Origin of the sequence: Halorubrum hochsteinianum (assembly GCF_023702125.1) — an archaeon.
Taxonomy (GTDB): domain Archaea; phylum Halobacteriota; class Halobacteria; order Halobacteriales; family Haloferacaceae; genus Halorubrum; species Halorubrum hochsteinianum.
On the sequence record NZ_CP098415.1, the window covers coordinates 1260255 to 1275038 of the forward strand.

The 14784-nt window shown below is 69.9% G+C and carries 12 protein-coding genes; 3 read left to right on the plus strand and 9 right to left on the minus strand.

What is annotated here, in order from left to right:
- Nucleotides 1-47 precede the first annotated feature (47 nt).
- From lysW to trpY, 7 genes are all read right to left on the minus strand, one after another.
- Nucleotides 48-236: a lysine biosynthesis protein LysW gene (lysW, locus tag NAF06_RS06205; RefSeq protein WP_004599337.1), complete on the minus strand. Its 189-nt coding sequence runs from the start codon at nucleotides 234-236 to the stop codon at nucleotides 48-50.
- A 233-nt stretch (nucleotides 237-469) separates the two neighbouring features.
- Nucleotides 470-1984 carry an argininosuccinate lyase gene (argH, locus tag NAF06_RS06210; RefSeq protein WP_008585290.1) on the minus strand — a complete coding sequence of 505 codons (1515 nt, stop codon included), beginning with the start codon at nucleotides 1982-1984 and terminating at the stop codon, nucleotides 470-472.
- Complete coding sequence (locus NAF06_RS06215) at nucleotides 1985-3223, minus strand: argininosuccinate synthase (RefSeq protein ID WP_008585289.1); 1239 nt, start codon at nucleotides 3221-3223, stop codon at nucleotides 1985-1987.
- Nucleotides 3224-3586: 363 nt separating this feature from the next.
- Complete coding sequence (gene hemL / locus NAF06_RS06220) at nucleotides 3587-4924, minus strand: glutamate-1-semialdehyde 2,1-aminomutase (protein ID WP_008585288.1); 1338 nt, start codon at nucleotides 4922-4924, stop codon at nucleotides 3587-3589.
- 100 nt (nucleotides 4925-5024) lie between these two features.
- Nucleotides 5025-6704 carry an ammonium transporter gene (locus NAF06_RS06225; RefSeq protein ID WP_008585287.1) on the minus strand — a complete coding sequence of 560 codons (1680 nt, stop codon included), beginning with the start codon at nucleotides 6702-6704 and terminating at the stop codon, nucleotides 5025-5027.
- Nucleotides 6705-7213: 509 nt separating this feature from the next.
- Nucleotides 7214-8245, minus strand: a complete 1032-nt coding sequence (gene radA / locus NAF06_RS06230; protein WP_008585286.1) for a DNA repair and recombination protein RadA — start codon at nucleotides 8243-8245, stop codon at nucleotides 7214-7216.
- Between the two features lie 159 nt (nucleotides 8246-8404).
- Nucleotides 8405-8905: a TrpY family transcription regulator gene (gene trpY / locus NAF06_RS06235; RefSeq protein ID WP_008585285.1), complete on the minus strand. Its 501-nt coding sequence runs from the start codon at nucleotides 8903-8905 to the stop codon at nucleotides 8405-8407.
- Between the two features lie 141 nt (nucleotides 8906-9046).
- Between trpY and NAF06_RS06240 the strand changes: the two genes are divergently transcribed.
- On the plus strand, nucleotides 9047-11275 hold the full coding sequence (locus NAF06_RS06240) for an ATP-dependent DNA helicase (protein ID WP_008585284.1): 2229 nt from the start codon (nucleotides 9047-9049) through the stop codon (nucleotides 11273-11275).
- A gap of 31 nt (nucleotides 11276-11306) precedes the next feature.
- On the opposite strand, the gene NAF06_RS06245 is transcribed toward NAF06_RS06240, so the two are convergent.
- Complete coding sequence (locus tag NAF06_RS06245) at nucleotides 11307-11666, minus strand: DUF7473 family protein (RefSeq protein WP_008585283.1); 360 nt, start codon at nucleotides 11664-11666, stop codon at nucleotides 11307-11309.
- A 117-nt stretch (nucleotides 11667-11783) separates the two neighbouring features.
- Complete coding sequence (locus NAF06_RS06250; protein ID WP_008585282.1) at nucleotides 11784-12344, minus strand: TATA-box-binding protein; 561 nt, start codon at nucleotides 12342-12344, stop codon at nucleotides 11784-11786.
- An 84-nt stretch (nucleotides 12345-12428) separates the two neighbouring features.
- Between NAF06_RS06250 and NAF06_RS06255 the strand changes: the two genes are divergently transcribed.
- Nucleotides 12429-13517 (plus strand): methyltransferase domain-containing protein, encoded by a 1089-nt coding sequence (locus NAF06_RS06255; protein WP_008585281.1) that lies wholly within the window; start codon nucleotides 12429-12431, stop codon nucleotides 13515-13517.
- 105 nt (nucleotides 13518-13622) lie between these two features.
- A complete protein-coding gene (locus NAF06_RS06260) occupies nucleotides 13623-14747 on the plus strand; it encodes an ORC1-type DNA replication protein (RefSeq protein ID WP_008585280.1) in 1125 nt (374 codons plus the stop codon).
- The last annotated feature ends 37 nt before the right edge of the window (nucleotides 14748-14784 follow it).

Sequence of the window (14784 nt, forward strand, 5' to 3'; positions counted from 1 at the left end):
GCGCATGTCGACCACTCGCGTGTCGGGTCCGCGGCGCTCGTCGCCATCTACTCGCCCCAGTCCTCCTCGAGTTCTGGTGCCTCCTCCAAGACGACCGGATCGAGCGAGATCACTTCGAGCTCGGTCCCGGTGACCGGACTGTCGATGATCTCCCCGACCTCGACGTCGGCCGGGATCTCGATCTCCTCGCCCGTGATCGGGTCCTCCGCGGTCAGCGTGTCGGTGTCGCTCGTCATCGTACCCCGTTCTCGGCGACGCGAACGCATAAAGGTTCCGAACTTACCAAATAGTTTACACTAACTAAAGCACCGGCTATCGGGGCGAGCGCGTCCGAAGCCGGTCGAACGAGACCGACTGTCAGGATCCGAGTACGGGTTCGCCCCCTCGCGGGAGCGGGGTCGCGGCCGGCGGTCGCGGACCGACCACCGACCGCGGCGGTCGTCGCATCCGGTCGGGCTGCGGCGGGCGATCACTCATGCGTCGCCACCTCCGCGGCGAGCGCGTCGGCGGCCGCCGCGAGCGACTCGCGGCGCTCGTCGAGCGCCGCCCCGTCCGCGTCGATTCCCGCGGTCGCGGCCGCCAGTTCCTCGGCGACCGCCGCGGGGGCCGGCCCGCCGGCCGAGTCGCGGCTCGCGACGCTCTCCGCCGGGTCGAGCACGCGTTCGACCTCGTCGCGGGACACGCGCTCGAAGAGGGACTCGCCCAGCACGGCCCGTGCGGCCTCGTCAACTTTTGCGGCGGCCGTCGCGGGGTCGTCGCCGTCCGCGACCTCGGTCGCCGCGCTCGCGACGATCTCGTGGGCGGTGCGGAACGGGAGCCCGTTCGCCGCGAGCAGGTCCGCGACGCCCGTCGCGATCGAGAACCCCTCGCCCGCGGCGGCCGCGAGCGCGTCCTCGTCCCAGTCGGCGGTCGCGACCGCGCCCGCCGCCACCTCGGTCGCCTCGCGCACGTCGTCGGCGATGTCGAAGACGCTCGCGTGGGCGCGCTGGAGGTCGCGGTTGTAGGCGCGCGGCAGCCCCTTCAGCAGGCTCAGCGTGCCGGTCGCCTCGCCGATCGCGTCGCCCGCGACGCCGCGGGTCAGCTCCAGCGTGTCGGGGTTCTTCTTCTGGGGCATGATCGAGGAGGTGGAGGCGTACGCGTCCGCCAGCTCGATCACCCCCTTGTTCGAGAACACGATCAGGTCCTCCGCGAGCCCCGACAGCGTCGTCGCGAGCGTCGCGAGCGCGCTCGCGGACTCCGCGAGGAAGTCGCGCGCGGAGACGGCGTCGGTCGAGTTGCGGACCGTGCCGTCGAACCCGAGCAGCTCGGCGGTCCGGTCGCGGTCCACGTCGAAGGGCGTCCCCGCGAACGCCGCGCCGCCGAGCGGCGACCGGTTCACGCGGTCGTACGCGTCGAGCAGCCGCTCCGTGTCGCGGGCGAGCGCGCCCTCGTACGACAGGAGGTAGTGGCCGACGGTCGTCGGCTGGGCCGGCTGGAGGTGGGTGTACCCCGGCATCACGGTCTCTGCGTGGTCGTCCGCGGCGTCGACGAACGCCTCCCGGGCGGCGACGGTCGCCTCGACCGCCGCGAGCAGGTCCCCGCGCAGCCGGTAGCGGATACAGGTCGCCACCTCGTCGTTCCGCGAACGCGCGGTGTGCATCCGCCCGCCGTCGGGACCAATCCGGTCGATGACAGCGGTCTCTATCGCCTCGTGGACGTCCTCGCCGTCGGGGAGCGCGCCGTGTCCGGCCTCCTCCACGTCGTCGAGCGCCGCGAGGATCTCCCCCGCGACCCCGTCGTCGACGATCCCCTGCTCGGCGAGCATCACCACGTGCGCGCGGTCGACCGCGAGGTCGGCCTCGAAGATGGCCTCGTCGGCCGCGAGGCTCGACAGGAACTCGCGGGCTGGACCGCCGCTGAAGCGGTCGCGGCGGACGGCGGTGCCGCCGTCCGCGTCGCCGTCGCCCGCACTCGCGTCGGCCGTACCGGGATCGTCGTCGGTCATTCAGTTCTCGTCGGTGTCGGCGGCGTCGGCTCCCGACCCGTCGGTCGCCAGCTCGGGCTTCGAGACGCTCGCTTTCACGTCGTTGGCGAGGCGCTCCTGAAGCCCGTGGTACTTCGCGACGCCCGTCGCGTCCGACTGGGCGATGCCGGCGACGTCCTCGGTGTTGAACGAGGCCATCTCCTCGGAGTAGACGGCGTACTCGGAGTCGCGGGCGACGACGCGGCAGTCCCCGCCGGAGACCTTCACCGTCGCCGTGCCGGTCACCACGTCCTGCGTCTCGTCGACGAAGGCGTTCAGCGCGTCGACGACCGGGGCGAACACGAGCCCCTGATACGCCTTCTCGGACCACTCCTGTTCGATCCCCTTCTTGAACGAGCGCTCGTTCTTCGTGAGCACGAGGTCTTCGAGCGCCTGGTGCGCGGTCAGCAGGACGGTCGCGGCCGGGTGTTCGTAGTTCTCGCGCACCTTCAGCCCGAGCATGCGGTCCTCCATCACGTCGGTGCGGCCGACGCCGTAGCCGCCGGCGTACTCGTTGAGGTGCTGGATGAGCGGCACCGGGTCCATCGCCTCGCCGTCGACGGCGACCGGGACGCCCTCCTCGAAGGTGACCTCGATGGTGGTCTCTCCTTCAGGCTCCGCGGTCCACTCGTAGATGTCCTCCGGCGGCTCGTAATCCGGATTTTCGAGCTTCCCGCCCTCGACCGCACGCGACCAGATGTTCTCGTCGATGGACCAGACGCCGCCGTCACCGGCCTCGACGGGCAGGTCCTTCTCGGCGGCGTAGTCGATCTCCCACTCGCGGGTGAGTCCGAGCTCGCGCACGGGGGCGATCACTTCCAGATCGGAGCCGCGCCAGACGGCCTCGAAGCGGAGCTGATCGTTGCCCTTGCCAGTACAGCCGTGCGCGATGGCGTCACAGCCCTCCTCCTCGGCGACCTCCAGGATGGCCTCGGCGATGACCGGGCGCGCGAGGGCGGTCCCGAGCGGGTAGCCCTGGTAGCTGGCGTTCGACTTCACCGCGTCGAAACAGAGGTCCGCGAACTCCGCCTTCGCGTCGACGACGTGGATGTCGAGCCCCAGCGCCTCCGCGGTCTCCTCGGCCTCGTCGAACTCCTCCGTCGGCTGGCCGACGTCGACGTTGACGCCGATGACCTCGTCGTAGCCGTACTCCTCTTTCAGTAGCGGTACGCACACCGTGGTGTCGAGTCCCCCGCTGAACGCGAGTGCAACGCTCGTCATTACCGGAGGAGACACGGCCTATACCCTTAAATTCAGCGTTATAAGTTTTGTAAGAAACTGGGAAAGCGGTCGCTCACGGAGACTACAGTCGAGACTCCACGGAACGAAACGGCGCGAACGCGACGAGGGATGAAGTGTTATCGGCCCGAGGGGCCTCGTCGTCGCGCCGCGCCGGAGGCCGGTCGCGGCGGTCGGACGTCTCGTCGCGGTCGCAGGGCTCGTCGGTCTCGGAAGAGGCCGGCGTCGAGACGAGCCACTGCGGTCACTACGTGTAGATACCCGCGTTTCCGTATAAAAATATTCCGCACCGACGGTCGCCCGCAACACTTGCCGCTCGGAGCGCTCCGGGCGGTTTCCGGCCGTTCAGATCGCCTCGCGGTACGCCTCCAGCGTCCGCTCGATGTCCTCCTCGGTGTGGGCGTACGACGTGAACTGGCACTCGAACTGGTTGGCGGTGAGGAACACGCCCCGGTCTTTCATCTCCTGCCAGAACACGCGCTCCCAGCGGTCGGTCGCGGCCGCGGCCACGTCCGCGCCGGTCTTCGGACACGCGTCGTAGCGGGCGCAGTCGGGGTCCTGTCGACAGCCGCCCGCACAGCAGGCGTCCGGCTCGTCGGGCGCGTCCCGGGTGAACACCGTCTTGAACATCGAGTCGGTGCCGACGACGGTGTACTCCGGGGCGCGCTCGGCGCAGATCTCCGAGATCCCCTCGCGGAGCTTCCGGCCGAGCCGGTTGACGTGCTCGTACACGTCGTTCTCGGCGGCGTACTCCAGCGTCGCCTTCCCCGCGGCCATCGTCACGGGGTGGCCGGAGAACGTGCCCGACTGGAACACCTCGCCCGCGGGCGTGAATCCCTCGATTATCTCCGCCTTCCCGCCGATCGCCCCCACCGGGAAGCCGCCGCCGATGATCTTTCCGAACGTCGTCACGTCCGGCGTCACGCCGAACTTCGACTGCGCGCAGCCCAGCCCGCCGACGCGGAACCCGGTGATCACCTCGTCGAAGATCAGAAGCGAGCCGTGGTCGTCACAGAGGTCCCGCAGCGTCTCGTGGTAGCCGTCGACCGGCGCGACGATCCCCATGTTGGCCAAGATCGGTTCGACGAGGACGGCCGCGATGTCGTCGCCGTGCTCGGCGAACACCTCCTTGGCCGCCTGCGGGTCGTTGAACGGGATCGGGAGGGTGTGCTGCGCGAACTCCTCGGGGATCCCCGCGGTCGACGGGTGCGCGTCCCCGGGCGACCCCTCCACCAGCGTCGACTCCTGTGCGCCGTGGTAGCCGCCCTGCATCACGACGATCTTGTCGCGATCGGTGTGACCGCGCGCGAGGCGCACGGCCGAGACGGTCGCCTCAGTCCCCGAGTTGACGAAGCGGATCGACTCGACGCTCGGGACGTGTCGCGCCACGAACTCGGCGTGCTCGACCTCGATCTCCGTCGGCGCGCCGTACATCGGCCCCTCCGCGACGTGCGACTGGACCGCGGCCTCGACCGGGTCCGGGAGGTCGTGGCCGTACAGCAGCGGCCCGTATCCCATCACCCAGTCGACGTAGCGGTTGCCGTCGGCGTCGATCACGTGGCCGCCGTCGCCCCGCTCGATGAAGAACGGGTGCGGCATGTTCGCCCGGACCGAGGAGTTGACGCCGCCCGGCATCACCGACAGCGCGCGGTCGTACAGTCCGCGCGAGCGCTCGTGGTTCATGCCGATCGGTTGGGTCGGCGGGCTGAAAGTAGTTGCCGAACCGGCCCCGACGCGGCCGGTCCGAGAGAAAACGTTGACCGTCAGTTCGCGCGCGCGCCGCCTACACCGCTTCCGGTCCGGTCGCGCCCGTGCGGACCTGAAGCGCGTCCTCGACCGGCAGGACGAACACCTTGCCGTCTCCGGGTTCGCCGGTCTCGGCGGCGTCGGCGATCGCCTCCGCGACCTCGTCGGCCGGGATGTCGGCGACGACGACGTCGATCTTCACCTTCTGGTGGAGGTCGACGGTGAACTCCTCGCCGCGCCACTGGCCCTTCTTCGCGGGCTGGCTGCCGCGGCCGGAGACGTTCGTCACCGTGAGCGAGGGCGCGTTGATCTCCGCGAGCGCCTGCTTGATGTCCCCGAGTTTGTCGGGGCGGACGACCGCGGTGACCATCTTGATCTCCGCGCCGTCCTCCTCGCCGCCGTCGGCGCGCGGGGAGCCGTCGTCCGCGTCCGCGCCGACCACGCGACCCCCGTCGGTGGTGACCGAGGGCTTGCCGAACTCGGGGTACGTCTCGACGCCGTGCTCGCTGACGTCGAGGCCGTCGCGCTCGTGTTCCGGGGTGACGCGGGCCTGTCCGGCGGCCTTGAACGCGCCGAAGACGACCGCCGTCGCGATCACGGTCCACGCCCCGATGACGACCACGCCGGTCACCTGCGAGACCAGCACCTCGACGGAGAAGCCGTTGATACTGACGAACGGCAGCGCGAGCACGCCGAGGACCCCGGCGGAGCCGTGGACCGGGAACACCGCGCAGACGTCGTCGATCTTCATCGTGTCCGAGACGAACTCGAAGACCAGCGGGAGCTGGAGGCCACAGAGCAGGCCGACGGCGATCGCACCCCACCATGTGGCGAGGTTCGCGATGCCGGTCACGCCGACCAGCCCGGCGAGCAGCCCGTTCGCGACGTACAGCGTGTCGACCTTCTTCGAGAGCGCGACCGACGCGAGCGCGGCACCGACGCCGCCCGCGGCCATGCCGAGCGTCGTGCCGAGCGAGACGCGGCCGACCGACGCGTAGCCGTCCAAGACGAGTTCGCCGCCGTCGACAGTGAACACCGTCGCGGTCGTGCCGACGTTGAACCCGTACCAGCCGAACGCGAGGATGAGCGTGCCGAGCACCGCGAACGTCATCGAGTGACCGGGGATGACGTTCGAAGAGCCGTCCTCGGCGTAGCGGTCCATCCGCGGCCCGAGCACGTACGCCGCCGTGAGGCCCGCGATGCCGCCCATCCCGTGGACGATCATCCCGCCCGCGAAGTCGGTGAATCCGAGGCCGCCACCGCCGAGGAAGCCGCCGCCCCAGGTGATGCCCGCGACAACGGGGTAGATGACCGCCGAGATGGCGATCGTGTACGCCACGTACGCGCGGAGCTTCGCCCGCCCGGCGACCGCGCCGGAGACGATGGTCGCGGCCGTCATCGCGAAGACGGCACCGAACAGCCAGCTGTTCACCCAGCCGCCGTCGCCGAGCGCGGACGCCGCGGAGAAGCCGCCGCCGGCGGAGAGCCCCTCGACGCCGAACCCGACGAGGAAGTAGACCAGCACGCCGACGCTCCACGTCAGCAGGTTCTTCGTGAGCTGGTTTGCGACGTTCTTCGCGCGCACCTGGCCCGCTTCGAGCATCGCGAAGCCGGCGTGCATGAAGAAGATGAGGAAACAGACCACCGCGACCCACATCAGGTTCACGCCCTCGGCGAGGACGCTCGGATCGATCGAGGCGAGCACCGCACCCGTCACGCCTCGGTCACCTCTACTGAACGCTCGTTCGGCTCGAACCGCATTTCAGTCGTGTTCATGCGTTGAATCACGTTTCGGTTGCGGGGAACGGCCATACATAAACGTTCGAGTTGAGTTTCACAACAAAAACGCTTGATAATACGGAGGGCGTCCGATATAATGACGTGGCAATGGAATATAAGGACGTTTTCTCGGGTGTTTCGTGGCAATTGCTGCGCTCGAACTCGACGCCCGTTGTGTGAAATTTCTATCCTTTTTGGCGCGATCCGCCGTCGAGGGCGGCTTCGAGGGCGTGCGCGGCCGATTCTGGCGAGTATTGCCACTCCGTCGTCTCGCGGTTCGCCGTCATACGGCTCGGTAGCGGCGAATTCGGGCGTTTCGGGACGCCTCGTGAGAAATTGACGTTCGTCAACCCGTTTCATGGCCGACCGACCGCCTCGCCCGCTCCCCCCGACGAAGCGACAGCGACGCGGGGCTGTTTCCGTCGGCGACGGCCGCCGAACGGGCGGTTACTCCGGCTTCAGCCCCTCGTTCTGGACGCGCATCACGGCCTCGCCGTCGGCGAGGTTCGGCGCGTCCACGAGCCGGACGATCCGCTTGTCGCCCTTCGACTTCCGGAGGTAGATCCGGAACGTGGAGGCGTGGCCCAAGATGTTGCCGCCGATCGCCTGCGTCGGGTCGCCGAAGTAGGAGTCCGGGTTCGACGCGACCTGGTTGGTGACGAGGATGGCGGTGTTGTACAGGTCGCCGAGCCGCATCAGGTCGTGGAGGTGCTTGTTGAGCTTCTGCTGTCGCTCCGCGAGCTCGCCCCGGCCGACGTACTCCGCGCGGAAGTGCGCGGTGAGCGAGTCGACGCAGACGATCCGGATCGGCCACTCCGTCTCCTCGTGTTCGCCGGCCAGCTCCTTCGCCTTCTCGGCGAGGAGGATCTGGTGGTTGGAGTTGAACGCCTTCGCGACGTGGATCTGGTCGAGGAAGGCCTCGACCAGCTCTTCGAGCGCCTCCTCGTCCGAGGGCGTGCCCTCGATCTCGCGGCGCTCCATCTCGTCGGCGAGGATCTCGTCGTCGAGCCCGCGGACCATGTCGTCGATCCGTTCGGGGCGGAACGTGTCCTCGGAGTCGACGAAGATACAGCCGCCGTCGAGGCCGCCGTTCTCCGGCTCCAGCTGGACGTTGACGGCCATCTGGTGGGTGACCTGCGACTTGCCGGAGCCGAACTCGCCGTACACTTCCGTGATCGACTGGGTCTCGATGCCCCCGCCGAGGAGGTCGTCGACCTCGTCGATCTGCCAGGAGAGCTTGCCGATCTCCTGTCGCCGCTCCAGTACGCTCGCGCCGGTCTCGAAGCCGCCGACGTCGGCGGCCTCGCGGGCGGCGTTGATGATGTCGCTCGCGGACGACTCGCCGATGTCGGCGGTGTTCGACATCTCGCCGGGGCTGGCGACCGCGATCGACTGGTAGCTCTCGAATCCGTTGTCAATGAGCTTGTCCGCGGTCGCCGGGCCGACGCCGGGGAGGTCCTCGAGTTCGTCTTCGGGCATGTACTCGACCCTTGTTCGCCATCGGGTATAAAGACTGGTTTACACCTTTGTGAAAGTGAAACGGCGGCGTCGCTCCCGCTCGCTCGCGGCTCGGAATCTCTCGAAAGCGCTCGTCGGGGCGAGCGGATCCGCCGGGCGGTGAAACTGGTCGTCGCCCGCTCAGAAGCCGACGCGGCGGACGTAATCGAGGTCGCGGATCTCCACGAGCAGGTCGCCCGGCAGCTCCGCGTCGGTGATCACGTACAGCTTCGGGTCGTCGGTGAACTCGGGGTCCTCGCTCAACACCTGCCGGATCGAGACGCCGCGGTCGCCCAGGATCGAGGTGACCTCGGCGACGATCCCGGCCTCGTCGGCGGCGGCGACCTCGATGGTGAGGACCGTGAGATCCAAGACCGGCGCGAGGTCCATCAGGCTCGGGATCGACGAGATGTTGGTGAAGATGCGCTTCAGCTCCGGGTCGGCCAAGATCGCGTCGGTCGTCGAGTCCACCACGCGCCGGTCCACGTCGAGTTCGCGCGCGATGCCGGTGTAGGGGATCTCGATCCCGCCGGAGACGACGCGCCCCTCCTCGTTGACCGAGAACCCGCGCTCCAAGAACAGTCGGATGACGGCCTGTTGGCTCGGTGACCCCTCGAACTTCTCGAGGATCTCGTCGAACATTCGTCTCCCGATGCTCGCCGTGCGCTGTTAAATTGGCGGGTGCGCCGCGGAGCGCGGGGCGGCGAGCCGCGCATCGGCGACGCGGACCACTTCCGCCCCGCCACCCGACCGCTTTTGCCCGGTGACGCCGAACCCCACCCCGTGTCAGAGTCGTCGCATCTCCGGTTCTTCCCCTACGAGGAGCCGTACCCGAACCAGCGCGAGGCGATGGACAGGGTCGCCAACGCGTTAGACCGGGGGCAGGACGTGCTGTTCGAGGGCGCGCCCGGGACGGGGAAGACCCTCTCCGCGCTCGTGCCCGCGCTCGAACACGCCCGCGAGCACGACCGGACGGTCGTCATCACGACCAACGTCCACCAGCAGATGCGGCAGTTCGTCGAGGACGCCCGCGCCATCACCCGCGAGGAACCCATCCGCGCGGTCGTCTTCAAGGGGAAGTCGTCGATGTGCCACATCGACGTCGACTACCAGGAGTGTCAGACACTCCGGGACACGACCCGGGAGATGGTCGAGACCGAGAGCGAGGTGCGCGAACTGGAGTCGCGCCAGCGCGAGCTGCTCGCCGAGAGCCGCGAGGGCGACGCGAGCGCCGCCGAGGCCCGCGAGGCGATCATGGAGGAGTTAGACGAGCTGGAGGCCGAGGTCGACGAGTACGAGGCCGCGAACGTCTGCGAGCACTACCGCAACAACCTCACCCGCGACACGGAGGAGTTCTTCGGGTGGCTCTTCGAGGACGTCCGGACCCCCGAGGACGTGTACGCGTACGCCGACGAGCGCGAGCTGTGCGGCTACGAGCTGTTGAAGGAGGGGATGGAGGGCGTCGACCTGGTCGTCTGTAACTACCACCACCTGCTCGACCCGAACATCCGCGAGCAGTTCTTCCGCTGGATCGACCGCGACCCCTCGGAGATCGTCACCGTGTTCGACGAGGCGCACAACATCGAGGACGCCGCCCGCGACCACGCCACCCGGACGCTCACCGAGAACACCCTCGACGCCGCGCTCGACGAGGTGGCCGACAGCGACGACTCCCGGGCGGAGCCGGCCGGGAACGTCCTCCGCGCCTTCCGCGACGCCCTCGTCGAGACGTACGAGGACGGGCTCGGCTTCGGCGGCCCCGAGTCGGTCACCGAGAGCTGGGAGGACGTGTCGATCGCAAACGACGACCGCCGCGACGACCTCACGCTCGCGTTCCTCCGCAACTACGAGGGGAGGGGAATCGACACGGAGACCGAACTCGCCGTACAGCTCGGGCAGGCGATAGACGAGGAGTACGAGCGCCGCTACCGCGACGGGGAGGCGACGACCCGGTCGGAGTCGCAGACGCTCGCGGCCGCCCGGTTCGTCGCGACGTGGATCGAGGACGGCACCGAGTTCGGGCAGTACCCGGTGGTCTCGGTCCGCCGCGACGCCGGCACCGACGAGGTGTACGGCCGGGCGGAGCTGTACACCTGTATCCCGCGGAACGTCACCAGCGAGCTGTTCGACGAGGTGGCGGCCTCGGTCCTGATGAGCGCGACGCTGCGCCCGTTCGACGTGACCGAGGACGTGCTCGGGTTGGAGGATGTCGCGTCGATGGCCTACGAAATGGGCTACCCCGAGGCGAACCGCCGGACGTTCGCCGCCGACGTCCCGCCGCTCTTCGCCTCCGACCGCAACGACCCGGAGACGCAGGAGGCGGTGGCGTCGCTGCTCCGCGACGCGATCCGCTTCACGCCCGGCAACACGCTCGCCTTCTTCCCGTCGTACGCGGAGGCGGAGCGCTACCACGAACGCCTGACCGGTGCGAGCGACGGGGGCGGTAGGAGCGGTGCCGGACCGCGGAACGACGCCGACGGCCCCGCCGACCTCGGCCCGATCCACCTCGACGGTCCCGGCGAGGACGAGGAGCGGCTCCGCAGCGAGTTCGTCGCCGCCGACGACGCCGCGCTGTTCACCTCGCTGTGGGGGACGCTCGGCGAGGGGGTGAGCTTCGACGGCGACGACGCCCGCACGGTCGTCGTGGTCGGCGTCCCGTACCCGCACCTCTCGGACCGCACCGAGGCGGTCCAGGACGCCTACGACCGGGCGTTCGCCGACCGCGACCGCGCCCGCGACCCGGGGTGGACGTACGCGGTCGAGATCCCGACGATACGCAAGACCCGGCAGGCGCTCGGCCGGGTGATCCGCGGGCCCGAGGACTTCGGGGTCCGCATCCTCGCGGACCGCCGCTACACGACCGCCGACATGGGGAAGTACTCGGTCCGCTCCGCGTTCCCGCCGGAGGAGCGCGAGGAGCTGCTCGACGTCGACCCCGAGAAGCTGAAGTTCGCGATGCTCAACTTCTACCAGGACCACGACGCGTACGACGGGCCGCCGCCGTCGCCGTGAGTCCGGCGAGCGAGCGTCGACACGGGCGAGTTCACCCCGGCATCGACGCGAGCAGGACGGAGACCAGAATCAGGACGCCGGCGAGCAGCGTCGTGACCACGGCGTGGATGAGCGTCATCCCGGCCACGACCCGCCGCGGCTCCTCGTAGCTCCACCAGAACATCGTCCCGTCGACGAGGAGCCCCGCGAGGAGGATGAGCGCCGCGGGGAGTTCGAACGCGTTCCCGACGACGCTGATCACCGCCGGGAGCGGGCCGACGTAGAGGGCGCGGCGCGGGTCGACGTCGCCGAGGACGTTCCGGGCCGCGACGTGCGCCGTCACGGAGAGGAACAGCGCCAACAGGACGGTCGTCCCGAGCACGGACACCGGCGTCACCGTCTGTAAGAGCATGGTCGGTCTACGGGACGAGGGGTAAAAGTGGCCGCGGAACGCGGCCGCGGTGCCGCCGTTTCCGGTCCGCCGCGTCCCGGCGTCTATCCCGCCGGCGTCGTCGTCTCGGGACCGCCGTCAGTCCAACAGTCCCAGTCCGTTCAGCTCCTCGACGATCACGTCGACGGCGGCCTCGGCGTCGGCCGGGCTGGTGCCGCCCGTGACGACCACTTTGCCGCTGCCGAACAGGAGGGCGACGACCTCCGGCTCGTCGAGCCGGTAGACGAGGCCGGGGAACTGCTCCGGCTCGTACTCGATGTGTTCCAACCCGAGGCCGATCGCGATCGCGTTCAGGTTCAGGCTCTTCCCGAGGTCGGCCGACGTGACGATGTTCTGGACGGTTATCTCCGGGTCCTCGATCGGGATCTGGAGGGCGCGCAGCTCCTCGAACACGATGTCGAGGCTCCCGTGGACCGCCTCGATCGAGTTCGCGCCGGTGCAGACGATCTTCCCCGACCGGAAGATCAGGGCCGCCGACTTCGGGTCCGCGGTGCGGTAGACGAGGCCGGGGAACTGCTCGGGGTCGTAGTCCGCGCCTTCGAGGTCCATCGCGACGCTCTGGAGATCGAGCTCCTGTCCGATCCCCGTGGAGGCAACGACGTTCTCTACGGTGATCGTCTCCTTCGGATCGGCCGTCATTACATCCTTTCTCGCCCGAACGCCGTAAAAAGGTGGCTGGTCGGAACCGCCACGCTATTCCCCTCGCCGCGCGGAGCCGTCGGCGTGTACTGGCTCGAACTCGCCGGCGAGACCGACGCCTTCGCCGCCCGCGAGGCCGCGACCGCCGCGACCGCCGTCGACCTCGTCGCGCCGGGGATCGCGCGCGCCGGCGGGATCGACCCCTCTCGGGTCCGCCGACTCGCGTACACCCGCGCCGCACACGAGACGCTCGCCCGGACCGACGCCGACCTCGACGCCGCGGTCGCCGCGCTCCGCGCGGCGTCGATCGACCGGTCGGGGAGCGTCGCGGTCCGCGCCCGGAACGTCCGGGGCACCGCCGGCGTCTCGACGGCGGCCGCGGAGCGCGCGCTCGGCGGCGTCCTCGTCGACCGCGGGTTCGACGTCGACCTCGACGACCCCGACCACGTCCTCCGCGCCCTCTTTTCCGCCGGCCCGCGCGCCGACCACGACGCGGTGACCGGGGCCGACGGCGGCGACGCCGACGTCTGCGCGCTCGGCTGGGTCGCCGCCGAGGCGACCCGCGACTTCGCGCCCGATCCCACGGACCGCCCGTTCTTCCAGCCGGGGAGCATGGCTCCGGCGGACGCCCGCGCCTACGCCAACCTCGCGGGCGCGGCCCCCGGCCGGACCCTGCTCGACCCGATGTGCGGCACCGGGGGGCTCCCCCTGGAGGCCGGCCTCGTCGGCGCGGACGCGGTCGCCTGCGACGCGCAGGCGAAGATGGTCCGCGGCGCGCGCGAGAACCTCCGGGAGTACGTGGGCGACCCCGCCGCCGGACCGCCGGACTGGCACGTCGCCCGCGGCGACGCGACCGCGCTCCCGCTCCCGGACGACGCCGTCGACGGGGTCGCGTTCGACGCCCCCTACGGCCGGCAGTCGAAGATCGCGCGCCACGAGCTGGCGGACCTCGTCGCGGGCGCGCTCGCCGAGGCCGCCCGCGTCGCGCCGCGCGCGGTGCTGGTCGCCGACCGCGACTGGCGCGGTCCCGCCCGCGAGGCGGGCTGGACCGTCGACGCCGCGTTCGAGCGCCGCGTCCACCGGTCGCTGACGCGGTACGTGTTGGTGTTACATCGAGGGGACCCGGGCGAGGTCCGGCGGAACGCGACCGAGATCGCGGCGGACCGAGAGTGAACGACCGATCGCCGGAATCGACCCCATCGGGCGCTCGTGCGACAAGTTTCAGTTTCGCCTCGGCTCCGGGCAACGGTTAAGTGCGCGGCCTCTCGTGGTACTCGCATGACCGGGGACGCCGGAGACATGCTCTCGTGGGACGAGTCCGTGTTCCGCGACGAGTCGGTGTTCGAGATCGACCACGTCCCCGAGACCTTCCGCCACCGCGAGAGCCAGCTGGAGAACCTCAAGTACGCGCTCCGCCCCGCGGTCCGCGGATCCCGCCCGCTCAACACGATGGTCCGCGGCCCGCCCGGGACCGGCAAGACCACGGCGGTCCAGAAGCTGTTCGGCGAGCTGGGCGCGCGCACCGAGGTGCGGACGGTCCGGGTCAACTGTCAGGTCGACTCGACGCGCTACGCGGTGTTCTCCCGGCTGTTCGAGGGGATATTCGAGTACGAACCCCCCTCCTCGGGCATCTCCTTCAAGAAGCTGTTCGGCCAGATCACCGACCGGCTCGTCGAGGAGGACGAGGTCTTGGTCGTCGCCCTAGACGACGTGAACTACCTCTTCTACGAGAACGAGGCCTCCGACACGCTCTACTCGCTGCTGCGCGCCCACGAGGCGCACTCCGGCGCGAAGATCGGCGTGATCGTCGTCTCCTCCGACCTCGGCCTCGACGTGATCGACGACCTCGACACGCGGGTCCAGTCCGTCTTCCGCCCGGAGGAGGTGTACTTCCCCGTCTACGACGCGACCGAGATCTACGACATCCTCGCGGAGCGCGCCAAGCGCGGCTTCCACGAGGGGGTGATCGGCGACGCCGAACTGGAGCGCGTCGCCGACCTCACGGCCGAGAGCGGCGACCTCCGCGTCGGCATCGACCTCCTGCGGCGGGCCGGGCTCAACGCCGAGATGCGCGCCTCCAAGACGATCTCCGAGGCGGACGTCGAAGAGGCGTACGACAAGTCGAAGCACGTCCACCTCTCGCGGTCGCTACGCGGGCTCTCCGATTCCGAGCGCGACCTCGTCCGGGTGCTCGCCGAACACGACGGCGAGCGCGCCGGGGCGGTGTACGACGCGTTCAACGACGCGACCGGGCTGGGGTACACCCGCTACTCGGAGATCATCAACAAGCTCGACCAGCTCGGCGTGATCGACGCCGAGTACGCCGACGTGGAGGGGCGCGGCCGCTCCCGCGAACTCTCCCTCGCGTACGACGCGGAGGCCGTCTTGGACCGGCTGGAGTGACGCGAACGGGCGCGGCGGAACCCTCCCCGGCGCGCCG